The organism is Streptomyces kryoterrae (assembly GCF_054072135.1).
In genome coordinates this window covers 2445157-2470630 of record NZ_CM133358.1, presented here as the reverse complement: position 1 = coordinate 2470630, position 25474 = coordinate 2445157, and the positions used below count along the sequence as shown (strand labels likewise).

Sequence of the window (25474 nt, the reverse complement as noted above, 5' to 3'; positions counted from 1 at the left end):
CGGGGAGACGGAAATGCAGCTCACTCAGATCAAGAAGTCCGGGATCCAGGCCCTCGTCGTAGCCACCTTCACGGCCGGCGCCCTGTTCACCAGCGTGGCGGTTGCCACCGAGGGTGTGGACCCGTGGAGCAATGTGGTGGCCGGCGGCGAGGGTGTGGACCCCTGGAGCAACGCGGCCGCCGGTACCGACGATGTGGATCCCTGGAGCTGACGCCCGCGAGGCACTGGTCCCCGGACCGGATGACTGAAGGAGAACCGGAGTGAACGCAAGGACTGCATCGGGTGGGCCGCAACGGTCCTGGCCCGGGCTGCTCGGCTCCGTCCTGAACGGTCGCGATCTGTCCGAACCGGACACCGCGTGGGTGATGGACCAGGTGATGCGGGGCAAAGCCTCCGACGCCCTGATCGCCGGCTTCCTGGTGGCGCTGCGCGCCAAGGGGGAGACGGTCGGCGAACTGGAAGGGCTGGTGCGGGGCATGATGGCGCACGCGGTACGCATCGACGTGCCGGGGAGGACCGTCGATGTGGTGGGCACCGGAGGGGACGGGGCGAAGACCGTCAACATTTCCACGATGTCCGCCCTCGTGGCGGCGGGCGCGGGGGCGCGCGTCGTCAAGCACGGCAACCGCGCCTCCAGTTCCGCCTCGGGCTCGGCCGACGTACTGGAGAAGCTCGGGGTGAGTCTGCGGCTGCCGCCGGGACAGGTGGCGGCACTGGCGGAGGAGGTCGGGATCACGTTCTGCTTCGCCCCGGACTTCCATCCGGCGATGCGGCACGCGGCGGTCGCCCGGCGCGCGCTCGGCATCCCCACCGTCTTCAACGCCCTCGGGCCGCTGACCAACCCGGCGTCGCCCGCGGCCCAGGCGGTCGGCGTCGCCGACGCCCGGCTGCTGCCGCTCGTCGCCGGGGTGCTGGCGCGCCGGGGGGCCGACGCGCTGGTGTTCCGCGGCGACGACGGGCTGGACGAACTGACCGTCACCACCACCTCCACCGTTTTCACGGTGGAAGGCGGCACGGTCCGCCAGGAGTCGTTCGACCCACGGGCCCTCGGTTTCGGGTACGCCCCGGTCGAGGCGCTGCGTGGGGCGGACGCCGGATACAACGCGGACGTGGCGCGGCGGATCCTCGACGGTGAGCGGGGGCCAGTGCGGGACGCCGTCCTTCTCTCGGCCGCCGCCGCCCTGGCCGCGCTGGAGCCGGCCGGCGGACGGACGGTCACCGAACGCCTCGCCCCGGCCGTCGGCCGGGCCGCCGAGGCGATCGACTCGGGTGCCGCCCGGTCCACCCTCGAACGCTGGGCCCTGGCCAGCGGCACCTACGCCCTGACACCGGCGGCCTGACCATGGGCATCCGTACGACCGCGACGTCTCCGGTCCCCGCCGTCACGGCGGGAACCGGAGACACGGGGTCCGGGCGGGGCGCGGGGCCGCGGATCCGGACCGGCGTGCGGTGGGGGCTGTGGCGCGCGTCCGGGCGGACCCGCACCGGTCCGGGCAGGAGCGGCCGGGGCGGCCTGTCGGGCGGACCCGCCTGTGGCGGGCCGCGTCACGCGGCGGTGACCGGCTGGGGGACCGGGACGGTTGGTTCCGGGGCCGGTGTACGGCGGAACCAGGTGAGGGCGGGGGAGGTCATGGCCGTGGTGATCAGAGCCATCAGGACCAGGATGGTGAACAGGTCCGGGCCGATGACGCCCAGTTCCAGGCCGACGTTGAGGACGACAAGCTCGGTCAGGCCGCGGCAGTTCATCAGCGCGCCGACCGACATCGCGTCCCGCCAGGACTGGCCCGACAGCCGTGCCGCCGCCGTACTGCCGCCGAACTTGCCGAGCAGGGCCACCGCCAGGACGGCGCCGGCCCACAGCCACTGGGCGGCGTCACCGGTGAGCAGCGAGACGTCGGTGCGCACGCCGGTGCTGACGAAGAACAGCGGCAGCAGCACCGGGACGGTGAACGCCCGCAGCCGGGCGGCGGACAGCTCGACCGCCCGGGAACCGCGGGGCATGACCACGCCGAAGAGGAACGCGCCGAACAGGGCGTGGATGCCGATGCCGTCCGTGACGAAGGCCGACACGCACAGGCCGGCGAAGACGAACACCAGGACCGAGCTCTCCGCGGCCTTGCCGGTCTGCCGGGCCAGCCGGGCCAGCACCGGCCGGACCAGGCACATCATGCAGGCCACGAAGACCAGCGACCAGGCAGCGGTGACGGCCGCCTGCTCCGCCGAGCCGCTGGTGCTGACCGCCGCGACCAGCGCCAGCAGGCACCACGCGCTGACGTCGTCCACGGCCGCGCACGCCATCGCGAGCGACCCGAGGGGAGTGGTGTAGAGGCCGCGGTCGGTGAGGATCCGGGCCAGCACCGGGAAGGCGGTGATGCTCATCGAGACGGCGACGAACAGGACGAACGGCAGCCGGCCCACCCCGGCCGGAGCGAACGGGCCGTACATCCCGAGCGCCAGCAGCGCGCCCAGCAGCAGAGGCAGCGCGATGCCGACGTAGGAGACGGTGACCGCTGTACGGCTGTGGCCGCGCAGGGCCGACAGGTCGAGCTCAAGGCCGACCAGGAACATGAAGGCGAGCAGGCCGAGATTGCCCAGCACCAGCAGGTGGGGGAGGATCTCCGCCGGGAACAGCCAGTGCTGGGCGGCGGGGGAGATCCAGCCGAGCAGCGACGGGCCGAGCAGGATGCCGAGGGTGATCTCGCCGATGACCGGGGGCTGCCCGATCCGGCGGAAGAGCAGCGCGCCGATACGGCACACGCCGATCACCACGGGTACGGCGACGAGCAGGCCGGGCAGGGGGTCAGGAGCCGACACGGGCTTCTCCTTCCAGGGGTGAGGGTGAGGGTGAGGGTGCGGCGAGCGCGGCTGCGGGCAGGGCGGGGGCCGGCGCGGGCCGTGCCTCCGGCGCCGGGGCCGACGCGGCCGCCGACCAGCGGGCGTACCGGCGTCTGCCGTAGAGCAGCGGTGATCTGCCGTCGGTGTGGGTGACACGGGTGACCCGGCCGAAGACGGCCGTGTGGTCGCCGACCTCCACGGCGTGCACCACCGTGCAGTCCGCGACGGCGAGGGCGGCCTCCGTCAGGTGCGGCCCCGCGGCACCCAGCGGGAGCCGCCACTCGGCGTGCGCGAACCGGTCGGTGCTGCCGGAGGCGAACAGGTCGGAGACGGTCCGCGCGTCCTCGTGCAGCAGGTTCAGAGCGAAGTGCCCGCTGTCCAGGGCTGCGCGCAGGGTCGGGCCGGCGGTGCGCAGGCAGACCACCAGGGTCGCCGGGTCCAGGGCCACGCTCGCCAGCGAGCTGCACGTCATCCCGCGCGGGGCGGAGTCGGCGCCGAGCGCGGTCACCACGCTGACCCCGGAGGGGAAGGACGCCATCAGGGAGCGAATGCCGGTGGAGTCGGATGCGGCGGCCGGCGCCGCCGAAGGGGTCGAAGTGGTCGAGAGGGTGGTCGTCGTCTCAGCTGTACCAGTCATGCGGTCGGCTCCTGTCGGAAGCAGGATCGGGCCCGGAAATCGGGACGGTGCGGGTCTGGCCCGGCGGGCTGCGGTGGCTCAGCGCCGCCGGGCCGATCCGTGGTCGGGGGCGGTCGGGGGCTACTTTCCGTGCAGGCTGCGCAGGTAGTCGTAGGCGCTGGGCAGCGTGTCCAGCAGGTGCTGCTGCTCCTGCTTGACCTTGTCGAACAGCGGCTGGGCGCCCGCGACGGACTCCGGTTTGTGGGCGAGCGCGGGCAGCGGCGTGTCCGGCTCCAGGCCGAGGCCGGCGAAGATGCAGTAATAGCTGCCGTTGGTCCAGAAGTTGCGGAACTCGGCCTCGAAGTTCCCGTAGTACGTGGACTCGTCGGCGATCGGGGAATTGACCGGGAGTCCCGCCTTGTACTCCTCGATCTTCCGCTGGATGTTCTCCGGCAGCTTCAGCTCCTTCTGGGCCTGCCAGAACGGCGAGTCGTTGCGCGGCGCGTAGTAGAAATGCGCCTGGATGAAGTCACGGGTGTCGTCGAACATCACCTCGATCTCCTGGTTGAAGCTGTTCACCAGGGCCGGATTGAAGGTTCGGTCGGGGAAGTGCTTGGCGAGCTGGTAGATCGCGGCGGTGATGAAGTAGATGCCGGTCGACTCCAGCGGCTCCAGGAAGCACGAGGAAAGGCCTATGCTCACCACGTTGTTGACCCAGGCGCGGCGGTTGCGGCCGACCCGGAAGCGGACGTGGTTGAACTGCGTCTCCGCGGGGTCGAGTCCCCACAGTTCACAGAACTCCGCGGTCGCCTCGTCCTGCGAGGTGAATCTGCTGGAATAGACGTAACCGGACCCGAAACGGCCCAGCATCGGAATCTTCCAGGCCCAGCCGGAGGACATCGCGATGGCCGAGGTGTACGGCTCGACCCCGTTCGCCTCGTCGTCGTGCGGCACGGCGGTGGCCACCGCGCTGTCGCACATCAGGTGGTCGCTCATGTCGACGAACGGCTCGCCCAGCGCCTTGTTGATCAGCAGCCCGCGGAAGCCCGAGCAGTCGACGAACAGGTCGGCGTCGAGCACCCGGCCGGACTTGGTGTGCAGGGCCGTGACATAGCCGCGCCCGTCCTGCTCGACGCGCACCATCTCGTCCTGGATGTGCTCCACGCCTTGCTTGTCGGTGGCGAAGCGGCGCAGGAAGTCGGCGACCAGGGCGGCGTCGAAGTGCCAGGCGTACCGGGTGGACTCGGTGCCGTCGAGCCACTTCGGTGACTTCTTCGCGTCCATCACCGGCGGCTCGCGGAAGCAGGCGTAGTCGAACGGCTCGTCGGTGCGGCCCTCGTGCCGGTTCTTGTACCAGTAGTGGGACAGCGGCGTGTTGTCGTGGTCGGGCAGGATGCCGAACGGGTGGTAGAAGTGGTCCGGCCGGCCGCTGTCCAGCGTGCGCGCCCCCGGCTCGCCGCGGCCCGGGGTGCGCCAGTTGACGAAGCGCACGGCCATCTTGAAGCTGGCGTTGCACTCGCGCATCCACTCCTCCTCGGATATGCCGAGGTAGTCGAAGAGCACGCGGTGCAGATTCGGCACGGTGGCCTCGCCCACGCCGATCCGGGGAATGGCCGGGGCCTCCAGTACCTGGATGTCGACGGTGCCCTGGAGCGCCTTGCCGAGGTAGGCGGCGGTCATCCAGCCGGCCGTGCCACCGCCGAGGATGACGACTTTGCGGATGCGGGAGTCGGTGTCGGTCGTACCGATGTCGGTCATAGGGGAGCTCATTTCTCCGGTCGGGTGCGTCTGTGCGCCTTTGTGTGCAGCGACTTTTCATGCTGTCGAGTGCGTTTACACGCCAGAATCGGCTGGCTTGCTATGCGGCATCTATAGGTGTCCGGAATTGCCGCTTGAGCAGGTTCGTATGGGTGAGGTATAGGCGGCTCGGCGATTCTCGGTTGGCATCGAAAACCGCCCCGCAACTCCCAGCAGAGGATGGCTGCATCAGATGCCGTACGAAGACGGGAATGCCGTTGCCCAGGGACCGGGCGGACTTCCCGGTATGCCGCCTGCCGAACTCCGGGGAATCCTGGCCGTGGTGGGGAACACCCCGCTCATAGAACTGGAACGGCTCGCACCGGACATACCGGTACGGCTGTTCGCCAAGGCCGAGCGGTTCAATCCCGGCGGCAGTGTCAAGGACCGGTCGGCGCTCTCGATGGTGCTGACCCGGATCCGCTCCGGGGAGCTCGTACCCGGTCGTTCCACGGTGATCGAGTCCAGTTCCGGGAACCTCGCGGTCGGGCTCGCCCAGATCTGTACGTACTTCGGACTGCGCTTCATCTGCGTGGTCGACGCGCGCACCACCCAGCAGAACCTCGCGATCCTGCGTGCCTACGGCGCCCGGGTCGAGGTCGTCACCGACCCGGACCCGGTCACCGGGGAGCTGCTGCCCATGCGGCTGCGCAGGGTGGCCGAACTGCTGGCCTCGACACCCGACTCGTACTGGCCCGACCAGTACGCCAACCCGCTCAACCGGCAGGCGCACCTGACCACGATGCGCGAGATCGCCGAGGCGCTGGACGGCAAGGTCGACCACCTGATCCTGGCGGCCGGCACCGGCGGCACGCTGGGCGGTTGCGCCGAGTACATCCGGCAGAGCGGTCTGACGACGACCGTGCACGCGGTGGACGCCGTCGGCAGCGTGCTGTTCGGCCGGACCACCGGCTGCACCCGGCTGGTGCCGGGCCACGGCGCGTCGATCCGGCCCAAACTGCTGCGGCCCTCGGACGCCGATCACGTCGTCCATGTCACCGACCTGGACTGTGTGGTGGGCTGCCGCCGGCTCGTACGGCGAGAGGCGATCCTCGCGGGCGGCTCCTCGGGAGCCGTGGTCTCCGCGCTGGACCGCATCGCACCGGGCCTCGAACCCGGCTCCAACGTCGTGCTGATCCTGCCTGACGGCGGAGACCGCTACCTCGACACGATCTACGACGACACCTGGGTGCGCCGGCACTTCGGCGAGGTCGCCGAGCTGTCGCAGGACAGTGTTCTGCCACCCCAACTCGTCGCCGATTTAGAGGAGTTGGCGAATATAGGGCTCGGATAGCGGGCCCCGCCACCATGGACGCATCCCCGAACACCACCACCCGAGGCCCGCGCGGCCGACACCGACGCACGGAGGTATCCGATGACCACTCAGCTCCCCGCCCTGGACGACGGGCAGAAGACGGAGATCAAGGAGATCGTCTGCGACATCCTCGAGCTGGAGCTCGACGAGGTCACCGACGTCAGCCTGTTCAAGGAGGAGCACGACGCCGACTCGCTGCGCACCATCGAGATCCTCTCCTCCCTGGAGCGGACCTTCGGCATCACCCTGACGCAGTCCGAGCTCAGCCGCATGGTCAACCTCGCCGGCGTCTACGCCGTGGTCGCCGAGGCGCAGGCCAAGTGAGCGGGGACGCGACGCCGGGCCGCGGCGGGCGCGGCGCCCGGCACCGGGTGGTCGTCACCGGCCTCGGCGTGGTGACGAGCATCGGCACCGGTGTCGACGCCTTCGCCGCCGGCCTGCGGGCCGGCCGCAGCGGCGTGAAACCGATCAGCGCCTTCGACACCACCGGCTTCGCGTACTCCAACGCCTGCGAGATCACCGACTTCGACCCGTCGGCCTGGCTGGCCACCACGTCCCCGGACGACCTGGGCCGGGCCGCGCAGTTCGCGGTCGCCGCGAGCCGGATGGCGGTCGCCGACGCGGGCCTGACCGCACAGCAGGTGCGCGACGTGCGCTCGCTGGTCTCGGTCGGCACCACCGACGGTGAGTCCCGCGACCTCGACCACCTCACCGCGCTCCAGGTCGCCGGGGGCGAGGACACCCTTGACGAGGTGGCGGCCCGCCGGGTGTGGCCCGGCCGGCTGTCGGCCGGCATCGTCCGCGAACTCGGCCTGGAGGACGTGGAGACCGTCACGGTGCCCACCGCCTGCGCGGCCGGCAACTACGCGGTCGGCTACGGCTATGACGCGATCAGCTCCGGAGACGTCGAGATGGCGCTGTGCGGCGGCGCGGACGCGCTGTGCCGCAAGACCTTCACCGGCTTCTACCGGCTCGGCACGATCGCACCCGACGTGTGCCGACCCTTCGACGCCGACCGGCAGGGCATCCTGACCGGCGAGGGCTCCGGCATCCTGCTGATGGAGTCGCTGGAGTCCGCGCTCGCCCGCGGCGCCCGGATCTACGCCGAGGTGCTCGGCTACGGTCTGTCCTGCGACGCCAGCCACCCGGTGGCCCCGGACCGGGACTCCATCGCCCGCTGCATCACCGCGGCACACCGCAACGCCGGCATCGAGGCCGCGGACGTCGACTTCATCTCCGCGCACGGCACCGGCACCAGGGCCAACGACGTGACCGAGGTCGGCGCGATCCGGCAGGTGTTCGGCGACACCCTGCCGCGCACGGTCTCCATCAAGTCGATGATCGGCCACACCATGGGCGCCGCCAGCGCCCTCGCCTCCGCGGCCTGCGCGCTGGCGCTGCGGGACGGCTTCATCCCCCCGACGATCAACCACCGTTCGACCGACCCCGAGTGCGCGGTCGACTGCGTGCCCAACGAGGCGGTCGAGGCGGAGCTGAGGGTCGTTCAGAACAACGGGCTCGCCTTCGGCGGCAACAACGCCGTCCTGGTGCTCGGCAAGTGGGAGCAGGCGGCGTGAGAGCCGGCGGCCGCAACCTTGAGAGGAGTTGACTGAGCATGGCGCTCCAGGCGAACGCAGCCGCGCCCCGGCTGGCGATATCCGGCTGGGCCGTGTCCTCGCCGTACGGACTGGGCAGGAACGGCTTCACCGAGGGCCTCAGGTCCGGGCGGCGGGCGGTCGCGCCGGTGGACGCGGACACCTGGCCGGTCCCCTACCCGGAGGCCGGGCTGATCCCCGGCTTCGACATCAGGGCCGTCCTCGGCCGCAAGGGTACCCGTTCCATGGACCGGGTCACCGGCATCGCGGCCACCACGGTCGGCATGCTCCTCGACGAGTACGGCACCGGACTCGCCGCCGACCCGGAGCGCACCGGCCTGGTGCTCGGCACCTCCGGCAGCGTCCAGTCGATCATGGACTTCACCCGGGACGCGCTCACCGGCGCCAAGCCCTACCTCGTCGATCCGGCGCGCTTCCCCAACACCGTCATGAACTGCCCCGCCGGCACCAGTGCCATCCGGCACACCCTCAAGGGCCCCAACGTCACCGTCTCCGGCGGCGCCGCCACCGCCCTGCTCGCCCTCCAGTACGCCTCCCGGCTGTTGCGCGGCGGACACGGCACGGCGCTGCTGGCCGGCGCGGCCGAGGAGTTCTCCGTACAGCGGGCCCGGCTGGAACGGGTCGCCGACCACGGCGGCGCCGAACCGCAGCCGCTCGGCGAGGGCGCCGCGCTGTTCCTCCTGGAGGAGGCGTCGGCCGCCCGAGAGGGAGGCCGGCCCGTGCTCGCCTCGGTCCTCGGCTCCCGTTTCCGCGCCTTCCAGGACACGGGCCGGGCCGGAGCGGCGCTGGAACGCTGCGTCGCCGACGTCCTGGCCGACGCGGACGCCGCTCCCGGCGACGTCGAACTGATCGTGCCCGGCAACCCGCCCGGCCTGCTCGGCAAGCAGGAGGAGTCCGCCCTCGACGGGCTGACCGGCAACCGGCTCCCGGTGCGCTCCCTGGTCGGCGACGCCGGCGCGGCCTCCGCCGCCTTCCAGCTCGCCGCCGCGCTCGCCGAGGCGGAGAGCGACCCGAGCCTGGTGGACCGGCTCGCCCTGATCACCGCGGCCGACCGCGACGGCACCGTCGGCGCGCTGCTGCTGCGGCTGGCCTGAGGCACCCGCGCCACCCGTTCCGTCACCGAGGAGAAAGGCACGTCACATGTCCGACACACCGAGGCCGGTTGCCCTGGTCACCGGCGGTTCGCGCGGGATCGGGCGGGCCGTCGTGGAGACCCTGGCCCGCGACGGCCATGACGTCGCGCTGTGCTACCAGTCGAACGAGGAGGCGGCCGCACTCGCCGCCAAGTCGGCCGCCGCACACGGCGCCCGCACCCTGGCCCGCCGCGTCGACGTGACGGACCGGGCCGCGGTGGCCGCGTTCGCGGCCGAGACCGAGGAGCTGCTCGGACCGGTGGACGTGGTGGTCACCGCAGCCGGGATCGTCCGCGACAGCCACCTGGCGATGATGGCCGACGAGGACTGGGACGCCGTGGTGCGCACCAACCTCGACGGCACCTACAACGTCGTCCGCACGCTCGCCTTCCCCATGCTCAAGCGCCGCCGCGGCACCGTCGTCACGCTCTCCTCGGTCGCCGCGGCGGGCCACGCCACGCAGACCAACTACTCCGCGTCCAAGGCCGGGATCATCGGCTTCACCGCGGCCTTCGCCAAGGAGGCAGGACGCTCCGGCATCCGCGCCAACGCCGTCGCCCCGGGGTTCATCAGCACCGACATGACCGGCGGCCTCTCCGAGAAGCACATCAAGGAGATGACCCGCCGCATCCCGCTGGGCCGCTTCGGCGAACCCCAGGAGGTCGCGGAACTGGTGTCCTTCCTGGCCGGCGACCGCGCCGCCTACATCACCGGACAGGTCTTCGCCGTCGACGGCGGACTGGTCGTCTGACAACCCCACCCGCCCAAAGGAGTCAGCCATGCCACGCGCCGCCCGGCCGCCGCGGTTCTACTTCAACCTGCGCAGCCCCTACAGCTTCCTCGCGCTGCGCGAGCTGCGCGAGAACCACCCCGGCCTGCTCGACCGGCTGGAGTGGCGGCCCTTCTGGGAGCCCGACGAGACCAGTCGGAAGCTCCTGGCCGAGGCGGGCGCCGAATTCCCCTATGTCCCGATGTCCCGGGCCAAGCAGTTCTACATCCTGCGGGACGTGCGCCGGCTCGCCGCGGCCCGCGGGCTCACCGTGACCTGGCCGGTGGACGCCGACCCGTGGTGGGAGCCCGCACACCTGACGTGGTTCCTCGCCGAGCGCCGGGGCCTGGGCAAGGCGTGGGTGGAGAGGGCGGGCACGGCCCGCTGGCTGGAGGGCCGCGACCTCTGCGATCCGGCCACCGTGCGCGAACTGGCCGTCTCCATCGGCCTGGACGCCGGAGAGGCCGGCGCCGTCACCGACGACCCGGAGATCCGGGCGCAGGGCGCCAAGGCCCTGGTGGACGTGGACCGCGACGGTGTGTTCGGGGTGCCGTACTTCATCCACGGCTCGGAGCCCTTCTGGGGCCTGGACCGGGTCGCCGACTTCGCGGCGTCCTTCCCCGAGCCCGCCCCGGCGTCCGCCGCAGAGAACCCCGAGCCCGCCGAGCCCGGCCTCGCCCTCGTCGGCGGCCCCGCCTCCGACCAGAGCCACGCGGGAGGCTGCGGATGAGCACCGCCGTGCCCGCCCTGCCGCTGACCTCGATCCAGGAGGCGATGTGGACCGCGTACCGCATCGCCCCGGACAGTGCCGCCTACAACATCGTGATGCCGCTGCGGCTGAGCGGCCGGGTCGACCCCGTCGCCATGGACGCCGCCGTCACCACGGTCGGCGAACGCCAGGAACTCCTGCGCTCCGTCTTCGCCGAACACGGCGGACGCCCGGTCCGTACGGCCTCCGACGCACCCGTCGTACGGCTGGAACTGCGGGACCTCGACGGAATCGACGAGGACGGGCTGCTGCGCGCCGCCGAGGAGGCCGGGGCCCGGCCGTTCCGGCTGGAGTCGGGGACCTTCCGGGTGGTGCTGCTGCGCCGCGCCGACGACGACTGGGCGCTGGTCACCTCCGCCCACCACATCGTCAGCGACTTCACCTCCCGCTGGCTGCTGGTCCGTGACGTCCTCGACGCCTACGCGGCCCATGCCGCCGGCACCGCGCCCGGCTGGCGCCCGCTGAAGGGTTCGTACACCGAGCACGCGGCGGCGGAGCTGGCCCACGCCGCCTCCGAGGCCGGTCTGCGGGCCGCCGACGCCTGGCGGGAGTCGGTCGCCGGCTCGGCCCCGGCCGAACTGCCGCTGGACCGGCCGCGCCCCCGGGTGCGCTCGCTGCGCGGCGACACGGTCGTACGGCGGCTCGCCCCCGAGGCCGCCGACGGGATCGGCGCGGCGGCGGGCGCGGCGGGCGTGACACCCTTCGCGTACCTGCTCGCCGTGTTCCAGTCGCTGACCCACCGCTGGACCGGGCAGGACGACTTCCTGCTCGGGGTGCCCGCCTCCAGCCGCTCCGGCCGCGGTCAGCGGGACGTGATCGGCTGCTTCCTCAACACCATCCCGGTGCGGGCCGAGTTCGGGCCCGGCGCCACCTTCCGGGACACGGCCGCGCAGGCCGGTGAGCGGATCATGCGGGGCATGCTGGGCGTGCGCTACCCGTGCGGCCTGGCCTTCCCGCAGGCCACCCTGTTCCGCGCCGCGCTGTTCCTGGTCCACATGGACCGCATGGAACCGCCGGTGCCCAACGTGCCGCCGGGCCAGGCGGTCGGCCGTGTCATCCCGTACGCCGGTCTCGGCATCGCCCTGATCGACGTACCGCAGCAGGAGGGCCAGCTGGACCTGCTGCTGCGTATCGAGCAGACCCCCGAGGGCGTGACCGCGGTCTTCTCCTACGACACCGACGTCCTGGACCGGACGACCGTCGAGCGGTTCGCGGACGGCTACGAGCGGATGCTCACAGCCGCCGTACGGGACCCGGACGCCCGGATCACGGATGTCGAACTGGCCGCCGAAGCCGACCTGGACGCCGTGCTCGCCCTCGGCTCCGGCGAGACCGGCGCCTTCGACGACTTCAACTCCTTCGGCTCCTTCGACTCCTTCGAGAAGGCATGGGACCACCGATGACCACCACCACGATCGCGGTGATCGGCGCGGGCATCGGCGGACTCACCGCCGCCGCCGCCCTGCACCGCCGCGGCATCGATGTCCACGTCTACGAGCGGGCCGACACCCTGCGCGAACAGGGCGTCGGCATGCACCTCGGCCCCAACGGCACCCGGCTGCTGACCCGCATGGGCCTGGCCGGACAGCTCGCCCGGAAGGCGGTGCGGCCCGAGGCGCTGGAGGTCCGCGCCTTCCACGACGGCTCCACGGTGGCGCGGCAGGAGATGGGCGTCGCCTGGGAGGAGCGGTTCGGGGCCCCCTACCTGACAGTGCACCGCGGCGACCTGCACCGGATGCTCGCCTCGCTGCTGCCCGCCGAGCGTGTGCACACCGGGCGTGAGCTGACCGGCTACGAGGAGGGCGCGAAGGGCGTCACGCTCCGGTTCGCGGGCGGCACGGTCACCCGGGCCTCCGCGCTGATCGGCGCGGACGGCGTGCACTCCCTGGTCCGCCGTCGGCTGGCCGGGCCCGAGCGGCCCGTGTACTCGGGCAACTGCGCGCTGCGGGGTCTGGTGGACGCGGCCGTGCTGCCGGACCTCGACCCCGCGCTGATGTACATGTTCGCGGGCCCCGCCGGGCGCGTACTGCTCTACCCGGTCCGCGGCGGACGGCAGTTCACCTACGTCGCCGTCACCCCGGCGCCCGAGGGGCTCGACGAGTCCTGGACGAGCGCGGCCGGGCCCGCCGACCTCGACGCGACGCTGGCCGGATGGGCGCCGCAGGTGCGGGCCCTCGTCGGCGCGGCGCGGGAGGTGCGCCGCTGGGCGCTGTACGACCGGGCGCCGCTGGAGCGGTGGAGCACCGCCCGCACCACGCTGCTCGGCGACGCGGCCCACCCGATGCTCCCGCACCACGGACAGGGAGCCAACCAGGCCATCGAGGACGGGGTGGCACTCGCGATCTGCCTCAAGGAAGAGGCATCGGGAGCCGCGGGCATCGCCGCCGCGCTCCGCCGCTATGAAGCGACCCGCCGGCCGCACACGACCCGTGTGCAGCTGGGTTCACGGGACGGACAGCCCACCACAGAGAAAAGGAACCCCTCTATGAACAACAACCTCAACAACAACGCGAACAACAACGTGAGCAACAACAACGCGAACAACAACGGCAACGTCAACAACCAGGCCGCCAACGTGGCGTGGATCCTCGCCAACGACGTCGAGGCCAACCTGAACAACAACAACGTCAACAACAACCTGAACAGCAACGCCGCCTGATTGTTCGTCAGCGACCAGTCCAGGACAACCACGAGCCCCCGGCGCCCCTCGGCGCCGGGGGCTCGTGGTTGTCCACGGCGTCCTCGGCGGGCGTATAGGCGGCCGATAAACCCCCGATAGCGCTGCGTTCGACCATGGGCACACCTCACCGCGCAGAAGGGACACCCCATGACTGAACACATGAGCGACGAAAACGTGTACCGCGTCGTGCTCAACGACGAGGAGCAGTACTCGATCTGGTGGGCCGACCGTGCCCTGCCCGCCGGCTGGCACGCCGAGGGCACCGAGGGCAGCCGCGCGGAGTGCCTGGAGCGCATCAACGCCCTGTGGACCGACCTGCGCCCGCTGAGCCTGCGCCGCCGCATGGCCGAGGCCGGCGCCGGCAGTTGATCCGTACCGCCGATCCCGATGGAGGAGAGATCGTGAACGAGCCTGCGAAGTCGGGACGCGTCCCCGGCCATCTACTGATACTCCCGCTGTTCCGCGCCCAGGCCGCCCGCACCCCGGCCGCACCCGCCGTCGTCCGCGCCGACGGCACCGCCGTCACCTATGCCGAACTGGACGCGCTCGCCGACCGGTTCGCGGCCGGGCTGCGGTCGGCCGGGGTGCGTCCCGGCGACTTCGTCGGGGTGTGCCTGCGCCGCAGCCCGGAGCTGGTCGCCGCGTTCCTCGGCGCCTGGCTCGCGGGCGCCGCGTACGTGCCGCTGGACCCGCGGCACCCGGCGGCCCGCCTGGCGGCGGTCCTCGCGGACACCGGGGACCCGGTCGTCCTCGCCGAGCGGGTCACCGCGGACAGCCTGCCCGGCACCGTCCGCACACTGACCGTCGAGGGGATCCAGGGCGTCAAGGGCGTCCAGGGCACCGAGAGCGCCGAGGGCGAACTGCACCACGAGGGAGTGCAGTTCGCGGCCGACGCCGACCAGCCCGCCTACGTCCTGCACACCTCCGGCTCCACCGGCCGCCCCAAGGGCGTGCTCGTGCCGCACGGCGGGATCGCCAACCGGGTGCGCTGGCTGGCGCACCGGCACCGGGTCGGCGCGGGCGACCGGATGCTGCTGAAGACGACCGTCGGCTTCGACGCCGCCGGCCTCGAACTGTTCTCCCCGCTGATCGCGGGCGGCACCGTGGTGCTCGCCCCCGAGGGCGCCGAGCGCGACCCGGCCGCCCTGCTGCGGGCCGTCACCGACGGCGGCGTGACGATCCTGCAGGGCGTACCGTCCGTCTACCGCCGCCTCGTCGAGGAGCCCGGCTGGGAACGCGCCGGCGCCCTGCGCCTGCTCTTCAGCGCCGGAGAGCCGCTCCACGCCGAGCTGTGCCGTGCCCTGCACGACCGGGTGCCCGAGGCGGAGATCTGGAACACCTACGGACCCACCGAGGCGTCCGTCGACATCACCGAGCACCGCTGGGACCCGGCGCAGGACACCGGCGCCGTGCCGATCGGGCGGCCCATCGGCAACATGCGCGTCCTCGTCCTGGACCAGGCCGGGCGCCCGGTGCCCGTCGGCGTCCCCGGCGAGCTGCACGCGGGCGGCATCGGTCTCGCCCTCGGCTACCTCGGCCGCCCCGACCACAGCGCCGAGCGCTTCGTGCCCGACCCGCACCGGCCGGGCGCCCGCCTCTACCGCACCGGCGACCGGGCGCGCTGGCGGACCGACGGCGTCCTGGAGTATCTGGGCCGCCTGGACCACCAGGTCAAGGTCAACGGCGTCCGGATCGAGCCCGGCGAGGTCGAGGCCGCGCTCGCCGCCCACCCATGGGTGCGGGCCGCCGTCGCCGCCGCCGTGCCCGACGGCCGCGGAGGACACCGGCTGGTCGCCTGGGTGCAGTCGCGCGGCGAGCAGCTCGGCCCGCAGGAGCTGCGCGCCTTCCTGCGCCGCTCGCTGCCGGAGCCGCTGGTACCGACCGCCTACGTGCCGGTCACCGAGTTCCCGCTCACCCCCAACGGCAAGATCGACCGGTCCGCGCTGCCCGACCCGGCAGACGCCGCCGCCGAGACCGCGCACATCCCGGTCCGCACCCCTGCCGAGCGGGTCGTCGCCGAGGAGTGGGCGCGGCTGACCGGCACCCCGGCCGCCGAGATCGGCGCCACCCACGACTTCTTCCAGCTCGGCGGGTCCTCGCTGATGCTCAACCAGCTCGCGGCCGGCCTGTCCCGGGCCGCCGGACGGCACCTCCCGGCGACCGCGCTGCTGACCGCCACCACCGTGGAGCAGCAGGCCGCGCTGCTCACCGCCGGTCGGGCGGCGGACGACACCGCCGTACCCGCGGAGCAGCGGTCCGTGACCCCGGTCGCCCGCGACCCGCACGGCCTGCCGCTCTCGCCCGGCCAGCAGAGCATGTGGCTGCTGGACCGGCTGCGCCCCGGCAGCGCCGAGTGGAACGCGCCGGTCTTCCTCACCCTGCCCGCCGAGTACGACGACACGGTCGTACGCCGGGCGCTCAGCGCGCTCGCCGCCCGCCACGAGATCCTGCGTACCCGCTACCTGCTGCGCGGCACCGAGCCGGTGCAACTCGCCGACCTGCCGGCCGAGTGGGACGTCCGCTTCGCCCGCGCCGACACCGCGGACGAGCTGAACGCGCTGGTGCAGGCCGACTTCGCCGTCCCCTTCGACCTGGCGCGGGGGCCGGTGCGCCGGGCCCTCGCGGTGCGCGGCCGGGGCACGCTGACGCTGCTGCTGAGCATCCACCACATCGCCTGCGACGGCTGGACCTCCGTCGTCCTGGAGCGCGACCTCAAGGCGCTCGCCGAGGCCGTGCACACCGGCACCGACGCGCACCTGCCCGCCCTGCCCGTCCAGTACGCCGACCACGCCGCCCACCTGCGCGCCCGGCTGACCGACACCTTCCTCACGGCCGAACTCGCCCACTGGAAGGACACCCTGGAGGGCATCACGCCGGTCGACCTGCCCGTCGACCGGCCCCGCCCGGCCACCCGGGACGCGGCCGGCGCCGCGCATGTCTTCACCGTGCCGGCCCCGCTCGCCGAGCAGGCCGCCGCGCTCGGCCGCAGCTGCGGGGCCACCTTGCAGCAGATTTTGCTGACCGCGTTCGCCGCGCTGGTGGCCCGGTTCAGCGGCAGCTGGGACGTCCCGGTCGGGGTGCCGGTCGCCGGACGGCACAGCGACGAGGTCGCCGAGGTGGCGGGCTTCTTCCTCAACACGCTGGTGCTGCGCTGCGACGCGCCTGCCGGCACACCGTTCCGGGAGGCGCTGGTCCGGGTCCGCGACACCGCCCGTACGGCCTTCGCCCACCAGGAGCTGCCGTTCGACCGGCTGGTGGCGGAGCTGGTCGACACCCGCGACCCGGCCCGCACCCCGCTCTACCAGGTGATGTTCGACGTACACGAGGAGGGCCGCACCGGCACCGCGGTCGACGCCGGTGACGTGGCCGCCTTCCGCGGGGCCTGGCGCACCGCCCGCACCGACCTGACCTTCGTGCTCCAGCGCCGCCCCGACGGCTCGCTGCTCGGCCTCGCCGAGTACGCCACCGCCCTGTTCGACGCGGCCACCGTCGAGCGGCTGGCCGACTGCTGGATCCGGCTGCTGGAGTCGGTCACCGCCGACCCGGACCGCCGGCTGGCCGACGTCGACCTGCTGCCCCCGCCGCTCCGCGCCGAGCTGCTCGGCCGCGGCCCCGGCCGGCCGGAGCCCGGCGCGGTCACCGGACCCGAGCGGACCGTCGACGCGGCGATCGCCGCGTCGGCCCGGCGCGCACCGCAGGACACCGCGGTGGTGTGCGGCGGCGAGAGCTGGACGTACGAGCGGCTGCAGCGCCGGGCCGACGCGTTCGCCACCCGGCTGCGGGCCGCGGGCGCCGTCGAGGGCTCGGTGGTCGCCGGTCTCCTTGGCCGCACCCCCGACCTGGTCGCCGCGTTCCTCGGTGCCTGGCGGGCGGGCGCCGCCTACGTGCCGCTGGACCCGGCCGCACCGGACGAGCGCACCGCGCACGTCCTGGCGGACGCGGCGGCGGCGGTCCTGGTCACCGACGGCACGCACGCCGCCCGGCTCACGGGCCGCTTCGAAGGCCGGGTACTGGACGTCGGCACGGTCGCGGAGACCACGGAGACCGCTGCCGGTACGCAGCCCGTCCCGGCGGTCGCCGACGATCCCTCCCGCCTCGCCTACCTCATGTACACCTCGGGTTCCACCGGGCGGCCCAAGGGCGTCGCCGTCGAGCACGGCTCGCTGCTCACCATGCTGCGCGCCTCCCAGGCCCACCTGGACTTCGGCCGGGGCCCGGACGACGCCTGGCTGGCGCTGGCGCAGGTCACCTTCGACATCTCCTGCACCGAACTGTTCATGCCGCTGGTGGCCGGGGGCCGGCTGGTGCTCGCCCGGGAACAGGAACAGCGAGACCACGCGGCCCAGCTGCGGCTGATCGACGAACACGAGGTCAGCCACCTCCAGGTGGCCCCGACGCACTGGCAGCTGCTGCTGGACGCGGGGCTCGGCCGCCGTCCGATCGTCGGCCAGACCGGCGGCGAACCCTGCCCGCCCGCGCTGGCCCGCGAACTCTCGCGCCGCCTGATGCGGTTCATCAACGAGTACGGGCTGACCGAGACCACCATCGCCGCCACTCGCTGGGACGCCGACGACGCCGCCACCGGTGTGCCCGTCGGCCGCCCCTACCCGCACGTGACGGCGTACGTCCTCGACGACCGTCTCCAGCCCGTGCCGTACGGCGTCACCGGCGAACTGTGCGTCGGCGGCGACGGACTCGCCCGCGGCTACCACGGCCGCCCCGGCCTGACCGCCGCCGCCTTCGTACCCGACCCCTACGGCCTTGCCGGGGCGCGGCTGTACCGCACGGGCGACCGGGCCCGGATGCGGCCCGACGGCACCCTGGAGTTCGCGGGCCGCGCCGACGGCCAGGTCAAGATCCGCGGCCGCAGGGTGGAGACCGGGGAGGTGCAGTGCGTCCTCGTCGAGCACCCGGCCGTCGCCCAGGCGTTCGTCACCGTGCACGGCTCCGGGCCCGAGGCCGCCCTGGTCGGCTACTGGACGCCCGCCGCGCACGCCGAGCCGACCACCGACGGCGAACTGCTCGACCACTGCGCCCGTCGGCTGCCCGACTACATGCTGCCCGCCCTGCTGGTGGGCCTGGAACGGCTGCCGCTGACCCGGCACAACAAGGTCGACACCGCCGCCCTGCCCGTGCCCGACCTGGCCGCCGCGCTCGCCGACGAGCCGTACAGCGCGCCCGAGGGACCGGTCGAGGAGGCCCTCGCCGAGATCTGGTCCGAGGTGCTGTTCGGCGATCCCGCCGCCCGGCCGGTCGGGGCCCGCCAGGGCTTCTTCCGCATCGGCGGCAACTCGGTCCGCGCGGCCCGGGTGATCGCCCGCATCCAGGAGGAGTTCGACGTCGAGCTGCCGCTGAGCGCCGTCTTCGAGCGGCCCACCGTGCGCGGCCTCGCCATCGCCGTGGAAGAGGCCGTACGCGCCGAGATCGAATCGCTCACCGAGGCCGAACTGGCCCTCGCCCAACGGGAGTACCAGCCGTGACCGCACCCACCGCACCGAAACGGGAAGAGCTGGCGGCCGAACTGCTGCGCCGCAGGCTGGCCGCCCGCACCGGAGGCCGCCGCGCGGTCCCGGCCGGAATACCCCGCGCCGACCGCTCGAGACCCCTCGTCCTCTCCGCCGGACAGCGCAGCCTGTGGTTCCTGCACCAGCTCGACCCGGACAGCCCCGCGTACCTGCTGCCGATGGTGTACCGGCTGCGCGGCCCCCTCGACACCGGCGCCCTGCGTCGCGCCTTCGACACGCTGGCCGCCCGCCACGAGATCCTGCGCACCCGATACGTCCTCGACGGCACCGAACCCCGTCAGGTGATCGACCCGGCCGGCCCGGCGGACTTCGCCGTCGTCCACGGCGGCGCCGGCGCCGACGCCGACGGCCGCGCCGTCGCCTTCGCGGAGGAACAGGCCGCCCGGCCCATCGACCTCGCGGCACAGCAGCCGCTGCGCGTACGGCTGCTGCGGCTCGCCGCGGACGACCACGTGCTGGTGGCGGTGGTGCACCACATCGCCTGCGACGCGATGACCAGACCGCTGCTGCTGTCCGACCTCTCGGCCCTGTACACGGCCGCCGCCGAGGGCCGCGACCCGGCGGGTGCGCTGCCCGAGCCGCCCGTCCAGTACGCCGACTACGCGGCGTGGCTCACCGAGCGGGACCGCTCACCGGCCGCGGCCGCCGACCTGGCCTGGTGGCGGGAGCGGCTGGCCGGGCTGGCTCCGCTCGGGCTGCCCACCGACCGGCCCCGGCCCGCCGTCCGCGACGGCGGCGGCGCCATGACGCGCTTCGAGGTGCCCGCACCGGTCGCGGAGAGACTGCGCGGACTCGCCCGGGACGAGGGCGTCACTCCTTTCATGGTCCTGCTCGGCGCATGGCAGCTGCTGCTCGGCCGCTACGCCGGCACCACCGACGTGTGCGTCGGCACCGCCGCCTCCGGCCGTACCCGGCCCGAGCTGCGCCAGATGGCCGGCTACGCCTACAACACCCTGGCGCTGCGCGCCGCCTGGCGGCCCGGGACGCCGTTCCGCCGCTTCCTCGCCGACAGCCGTACGGCCGTGCTGGCCGCCTTCGACCACCAGGGCACCCCTTTCGACCGGATCGCCGACGAGGTGGAGTCGGAGCGGGACCTGTCCACCACCCCCGTTTTCCAGGTCATGTTCGACCTCGTTTCCGGCGAGGGCGGCCCCGAGGGCCCGGAGCTGCCCGGTGTGACCGTCGCGCCCGTACCCGCCGAGAGCGGCGTCTCCCGCTTCGACCTCACCCTGCACCTGGCCGAACGGCCGGACGGCACCCTGCACGGCAGCCTGGAGTACGCCACCGCGCTCTTCGACGCCGCCACCGCCGAGCGGATCACCCGCCACTACCGGACCCTGCTCGCGGCGATCGCCCGGGCCCCCGGCACCCCGGTCGCCGACCTCGACGTCCTGGACGCCGCCGAGCGCGCCCTGCTCCTCGACGGCCCGGCCACCCCCGTGGGCACCGACCGCCCGCTCGAACTCGCCGCCCTGCGCCCGGTCTTCGAGACGATCGCCGCGCAGATGGCGGCCACCCCGGACGCGCCCGCACTGCGGCACGACGGCACCACCGTCACCTACGCCGAACTCGACGCCCGCGCCGACCGGTTCGCCCGCCGCCTCACCGAGCTGGGCGCCGGTCCTGAGGCCATCGTCGCCGTCCTCCTCGACCGCGGCCCCGACCTGGTCGCCGCGCTGCTGGGCATCTGGCGGGCGGGCGCCGCCTACCTCCCGGTCGACCCGGCCCACCCGGACGACCGCGTGGCCCACATGCTGGCCGCGACCGCGACCGCCCTGGCCGTCACCGAAACCCGGTACGCCGACCGCTTCACCGGCGTCCGCACGGTCGTCGTCGACGACCCCGCCGAACGGGCCGCGCTGAGGACGGCCGACGCCGAGCTGCCCCCCGCCCACGACCTGGACCGGCTCGCCTACGTCATCTACACCTCCGGCTCCACCGGGCGCCCCAAGGGCGTCCTGATCAGCCACCGCGGCCTCGCCAACTACCTGGGCTGGACGGTCCAGGCCTACGCGAGCGCGGGCACCGGGGGAGCGCCACTGTTCTCCTCCGTCGCCTTCGACCTGGGCATTCCCGACCTGTTCGCGCCGCTGATGACCGGGCAGCCGGTGCACCTGCTGCCGCAGGACTTCGACATCGCCGACCTCGGTGACCTGCTCGCGGCAGGCGGACCGTACGCCTTCATCAAGCTCACCCCCGGCCATCTCGACCTGCTGGAACAGCAGTTGAGCCCGGAACAGGTGCGCGGCCTGGCCGGACTCGTCATCGCCGCCGGTGACTCCTTCACCGCCCGGCTCGCCGAACGGTGGGCGACGGCGGCGGGTGAGGGCGGCACCCGGCTGGCTGCCGAGTACGGGCCCACCGAGATCACCGTCGGCAACTCCGCCTACTTCCTCGACGGACCGGTCGCCACCGAGCTGGTCCCCATCGGCCGGGCCGTCCCGCACACCACGATGTACGTCCTGGACGACCGGCTGCGCCCGCTGCCCACCGGCGTCCCCGGCGAGGTGTGGATCGGCGGCACCGGACTGGCACGCGGGTACGCCGGCCGGCCCGACCTGACCGCCGAGCGGTTCGTGCCCGACCCCTACGGTCCGCCCGGCAGCCGCCTCTACCGCTCCGGCGACCTGGCCCGGGTGCTGCCCGACGGTAACCTCGACTTCCTCGCCCGCGTCGACCACCAGGTCAAACTGCGCGGCTACCGCGTCGAGTTGGGAGAGGTGGAGTCCGCGCTCACCGCGCACCCGGCCGTCGCCGAGGCCGTCGCGATCGTCCGCGAGGACACTCCGGGTGACAAGCAGCTCGTCGCCTACCTCGTACCGGCCCCCGGCGCCGGCGCCGACGACCTCGGCCCGGCCGCCCTGCGCGGACACCTCGGCGCGTCGCTGCCTCCGTACATGCTGCCCTCCGCCTACCTCACCCTGGACGCGCTGCCGCTGACCGGCAACGGCAAGCTCGACCGGCGCGCGCTGCCCGCGCCCGGCCGCGCCGCCACGGCCGTCGGCGCGCACGTCGAGGCCCGCACCGACGCCGAGCGGGCCATGGCCGCCGTATGGGCGCGGGTGCTCGGCCTGGACACCGTCGGGGTGCGCGACAACTTCTTCGACCTGGGCGGCGACTCGCTGCGCGCGGTCGGACTGGTCGGGGCGCTGCGCGCGGCCGGCTGGGAGACCAGCGTCCGGGACGTCTTCGAGCACCGGACCGTCGAACGCCTGGCAACGGCCGTCACCCGCACCGGCGCCCCGGCCGCCGACACACCCCGGACCGTCGCACGGTTCGCGCTGATCGACGCCGCCGACCGGGCGGTCCTGCCCGCCGACGTCACCGACGCCTACCCGGTCTCGCGCATCCAGGCCGGGATGCTCGTCGAGATGCACGGCGGCAGCGGCGAGAACCGCTACCACAACATCACCTCCTTCCGGATCCGCGACGAACTCCCCTTCGACCCGGCCGCGTTCCAGCGGGCCGCCGACCTGATCGTCGAGCGGCACGAGGTGATGCGCACCTCCTTCGCCCTGGCCGGGTACTCCCAGCCGCTCCAGCTGGTGCACGCCGCCGCCCGCATGCCCGTCGTCCACGAGGACCTGCGCCACCTCCCCGAGGACGCCCGGCAGCAGGCGCTGTGGGACTTCGCCGACCGGGACCGGGCCGAGCTGTTCGACCTGACCCGGGCACCGCTGATGCGGATGGCCGTGCACCTCCTGGACGACGAGAGCTGGTGGCTGTCGATCACCGAGTGCCACCCCGTCATCGAGGGCTGGAGCTACCACTCCCAGCTGATGGAGATGCTCCGCGCCTACCGCGCCCTGCGCACCGGCGGCGAGCCCGCCCCCGCGCCGCCCGCGCCCGCCGTCCGCTACGCCGACTTCATCGCCGGTGAGCTGCGCGCCCTCGACGACCCGGCCGACCAGGAGTTCTGGCGCGGGATCGTCGAGGGACACGACAAGTTCACCGTGCCGCCCGGCTGGGCGGGCGACCCCGGGGGACCCGACGAGCGCTACCGCGTCGACCTGCCGCTGACCGACCTGGAACCCGGCCTGCGCGCCCTGGCGACCGCCGCCGAGGTGCCGTACAAGAGTGTGCTGCACGCCGCGCACAGCAAGGTTCTGTCGCTGCTGACCCGCTCTGCCTCCTTCCGCGGCGGCATGGTCGCCGACGCCCGGCCCGAGGAGGCCGGCGCCGAGACCGTCTCCGGCATGTACCTCAACTCGGTGCCCTTCCCCTACGAGCGGACCGCCCGCACCTGGGGCGAACTGGCCCGGCAGGTCTTCGCGCACGAGGTCGCGCTGTGGCCGCACCGCCGCTACCCGATGCCCGCGATGCGGGTGCCCGGCGGCGAGGCCCACCTGATCGACGTGCTCTTCCACTACCTGGACTTCCACCAGGTCGACACCGAGCTGATCGACATCATGGCCAGCCGCGACGACAGCCCCAACGAGTTCCCCGTCGTCGTCGGCACCCCCGTCCGCGGCCACCTCTCCCTCGCCTCCCGCACCCGCACCCTCTCCCGGTCCGCCGCCGACCGGCTGGCCGGGCTGTACCGCACGGTGCTCACCGAGATGGCCCGCGCGGGCGCCGACGGCGACAGCACCGGCGCCTTCCCCGACCGCTACGAACGCGCCCGCCTCAAGGCGCCCGCCCTGCCCCACCCCGAGACCCCCGCCGACGTCCTCGGCGCCTTCGAGGCGCAGGCCGCCCGCACCCCGGCGGCCACCGCCCTGCACGGCGAGGACTTCCGCCTCTCCTACGGCGAGCTCGACGCCCGCGCCAACCGGATCGCCCGCCGGCTGCTCGCCCTCGGCGCCTGCGCCGAGACCCGGGTGGCGGTGCTGCTCGACCGCGGCCCGGACCTCGTCGCCGCCCTGCTCGGCGTGTGGAAAGCGGGAGCCGTGCAGGTGCCCCTCGACCCGTGCGCGCCGGACCTCCGGCTCGCCGGGACCGCGTCGCGGATCGCCGTCACCCAGCGCTCGCACCGCTCCCGGCTGCCCGTCGCCGACGTGCTGCTCGCCGAGGACGCCGCCCACGACGGCGACGGCTCGCCGCTCGGTCTGCGCCACGACCCGGACCGGCTCGCCTACGTCCTGCACACCTCCGGCTCCACCGGCACCCCCAAGGCCGTCGAGGTCTCCCACCGGGCCGTCGCGCACTACCTCGACTGGGCCGTACGGCAGTACACCGAGGCCGGCCGGGGCGGAGCGCCCTGGTTCACCCCGGCCGGCTTCGACCTCGGGATACCCGCGCTGTACGCGCCGCTGATGACCGGGCAGCCGGTACGGGTGCTGCCGCAGAGGTACGGCACGGCCGAGTTCGGGCCGCTGCTGCTGCGCGGCGCGCCGTACGCGTTCGTCGGTCTGACGCCGGGCCATCTGGCGCTGCTGGAACACCAGCTGACCGACCGGGAACTTGCCGGGCTGGCCGGGCTCGCGGTCTGCGCCGGGGACGCCTACCCCACCGCGCAGGCCGACCGGGTCGCCGCTCGGATCCGCGCCGGCGGCGGGGGCATGGCCCTCGGCGCCGAGTACGGGCCCACCGAGGCCACCGTCGCCGCCACCTACGGCCCCGTGCGCGCCCGGTCCGGGCGCGCCCTGGTCCCGCTCGGCGCCCCGCTGCCCGGCGTCCTGGTCCGCGTCCTCGACGCGGAGCTGCGGCCCGTGCCCGACGGCGTCACCGGCGAGGTGTTCCTCGGCGGCGACGGACTCGCCCGCGGCTACGGCGGCCGTCCCGACCTGACCGCGCTCGCCTTCAGGCCCGACCCGTACGGACTGCCCGGCAGCCGTCTCTACCGCACCGGCGACCTGGCCCGGCGACTGCCGGGCGGGCTCCTCGAGTTCGCGGGCCGCACCGACAGCCAGGTGAAGATCCGCGGCCACCGGGTGGAGCCCGGCGAGGCCGAGGCCGCCCTCACCGCTGACCCGGCCGTACGGGAAGCGCTGGTCACGGCCGTCCCGGCCGCCGACGGCGGGAAGCGGCTCGCCGCCTGGGTGGTGCCCGCCGAGGGCCGCACCGCGGAGGTGGCCGCGCTCCGGGACCGGCTGCGCACCCTCCTGCCCGCCGCGCTCGTCCCGGCCGTCGTCGAGGTCGTCGCCACCCTGCCGCTCACCTCCCACGGCAAACGTGACCGGGCCGCCGTCGTGGCCCGCGAGGCGACCGGCGCGGGCGCGGCACCGTACGCGGCACCGCGCACCGCCACCGAACGGCGGCTCGCCGCGGTCTGGGCCGAGGTGCTCGGCCTCGAACGGGTCGGCGTCGACGACGACTTCCGCGAACTGGGCGGCGACTCGCTGCTCGTGCCGCCGCTGCTGGTCGCCGCCCGCCGCGCGGGCTTCGCCCTCGACCTGGCCACGGCCCTGCGCCACCACACCGTCGCGCGGCTCGCCGCCGCCCTGGACCACTCCGCAACCAGCTAGGGAAGGCTGATC

The 25474-nt window shown here is 73.7% G+C and carries 16 protein-coding genes; 13 read left to right on the top strand and 3 right to left on the bottom strand.

Translation table 11 applies throughout. From position 1 onward, the window contains the following. The first annotated feature begins 13 nt into the window (after positions 1 to 13). Entirely contained in the window at positions 14 to 211 is a 198-nt protein-coding gene (locus tag ACW4TU_RS10315; RefSeq protein WP_457426847.1) for a hypothetical protein, read from the top strand. Between the two features lie 49 nt (positions 212 to 260). After that, the gene (gene trpD / locus ACW4TU_RS10310; protein WP_457426845.1) at positions 261 to 1340 is read left to right on the top strand and encodes an anthranilate phosphoribosyltransferase; all 1080 of its coding nucleotides are present in this window, start codon (positions 261 to 263) and stop codon (positions 1338 to 1340) included. Between the two features lie 205 nt (positions 1341 to 1545). On the opposite strand, the gene ACW4TU_RS10305 is transcribed toward trpD, so the two are convergent. From ACW4TU_RS10305 to ACW4TU_RS10295, 3 genes are all read right to left on the bottom strand, one after another. After that, positions 1546 to 2814 (bottom strand): cation:proton antiporter domain-containing protein, encoded by a 1269-nt coding sequence (locus ACW4TU_RS10305; protein WP_457426843.1) that lies wholly within the window; start codon positions 2812 to 2814, stop codon positions 1546 to 1548. Next, positions 2801 to 3472, bottom strand: coding sequence for a flavin reductase family protein (locus tag ACW4TU_RS10300; protein ID WP_457426841.1), 672 nt, complete (start codon positions 3470 to 3472; stop codon positions 2801 to 2803). Before ACW4TU_RS10300 ends, ACW4TU_RS10305 begins: the two co-directional genes overlap by 14 nt. Positions 3473 to 3592: 120 nt before the next feature. Next, complete coding sequence (locus ACW4TU_RS10295) at positions 3593 to 5209, bottom strand: tryptophan halogenase family protein (protein WP_457426839.1); 1617 nt, start codon at positions 5207 to 5209, stop codon at positions 3593 to 3595. A 286-nt stretch (positions 5210 to 5495) separates the two neighbouring features. Between ACW4TU_RS10295 and sbnA the strand changes: the two genes are divergently transcribed. The 11 genes from sbnA (at position 5496) to ACW4TU_RS10240 (ending at position 25462) form a co-directional block, all read left to right on the top strand. Continuing rightward, the gene (sbnA, locus tag ACW4TU_RS10290; protein WP_457430016.1) at positions 5496 to 6542 is read left to right on the top strand and encodes a 2,3-diaminopropionate biosynthesis protein SbnA; all 1047 of its coding nucleotides are present in this window, start codon (positions 5496 to 5498) and stop codon (positions 6540 to 6542) included. Between the two features lie 81 nt (positions 6543 to 6623). After that, positions 6624 to 6887: an acyl carrier protein gene (locus ACW4TU_RS10285; RefSeq protein ID WP_164324315.1), complete on the top strand. Its 264-nt coding sequence runs from the start codon at positions 6624 to 6626 to the stop codon at positions 6885 to 6887. After that, positions 6884 to 8140 (top strand): beta-ketoacyl synthase N-terminal-like domain-containing protein, encoded by a 1257-nt coding sequence (locus ACW4TU_RS10280; protein WP_164324317.1) that lies wholly within the window; start codon positions 6884 to 6886, stop codon positions 8138 to 8140. The genes ACW4TU_RS10285 and ACW4TU_RS10280 overlap by 4 nt, the downstream gene beginning before the upstream one ends. A gap of 38 nt (positions 8141 to 8178) precedes the next feature. Continuing rightward, positions 8179 to 9273: a beta-ketoacyl synthase N-terminal-like domain-containing protein gene (locus ACW4TU_RS10275; RefSeq protein WP_457426836.1), complete on the top strand. Its 1095-nt coding sequence runs from the start codon at positions 8179 to 8181 to the stop codon at positions 9271 to 9273. A gap of 46 nt (positions 9274 to 9319) precedes the next feature. Next, a complete protein-coding gene (gene fabG / locus ACW4TU_RS10270) occupies positions 9320 to 10063 on the top strand; it encodes a 3-oxoacyl-ACP reductase FabG (protein WP_457426834.1) in 744 nt (247 codons plus the stop codon). 28 nt (positions 10064 to 10091) lie between these two features. After that, positions 10092 to 10811, top strand: a complete 720-nt coding sequence (locus tag ACW4TU_RS10265) for a 2-hydroxychromene-2-carboxylate isomerase (RefSeq protein ID WP_457426832.1) — start codon at positions 10092 to 10094, stop codon at positions 10809 to 10811. Then, the gene (locus ACW4TU_RS10260) at positions 10808 to 12253 is read left to right on the top strand and encodes a condensation domain-containing protein (protein ID WP_457426830.1); all 1446 of its coding nucleotides are present in this window, start codon (positions 10808 to 10810) and stop codon (positions 12251 to 12253) included. The genes ACW4TU_RS10265 and ACW4TU_RS10260 overlap by 4 nt, the downstream gene beginning before the upstream one ends. Next, positions 12250 to 13509 carry an FAD-dependent monooxygenase gene (locus tag ACW4TU_RS10255; protein WP_457426828.1) on the top strand — a complete coding sequence of 420 codons (1260 nt, stop codon included), beginning with the start codon at positions 12250 to 12252 and terminating at the stop codon, positions 13507 to 13509. Before ACW4TU_RS10260 ends, ACW4TU_RS10255 begins: the two co-directional genes overlap by 4 nt. A 168-nt stretch (positions 13510 to 13677) precedes the next feature. Continuing rightward, complete coding sequence (locus ACW4TU_RS10250) at positions 13678 to 13899, top strand: MbtH family protein (RefSeq protein WP_457426826.1); 222 nt, start codon at positions 13678 to 13680, stop codon at positions 13897 to 13899. 32 nt (positions 13900 to 13931) lie between these two features. Further along, positions 13932 to 19010 carry an amino acid adenylation domain-containing protein gene (locus ACW4TU_RS10245; RefSeq protein ID WP_457426824.1) on the top strand — a complete coding sequence of 1693 codons (5079 nt, stop codon included), beginning with the start codon at positions 13932 to 13934 and terminating at the stop codon, positions 19008 to 19010. Next, positions 19007 to 25462 (top strand): amino acid adenylation domain-containing protein, encoded by a 6456-nt coding sequence (locus ACW4TU_RS10240; protein WP_457426822.1) that lies wholly within the window; start codon positions 19007 to 19009, stop codon positions 25460 to 25462. The genes ACW4TU_RS10245 and ACW4TU_RS10240 overlap by 4 nt, the downstream gene beginning before the upstream one ends. Positions 25463 to 25474 lie beyond the last annotated feature (12 nt).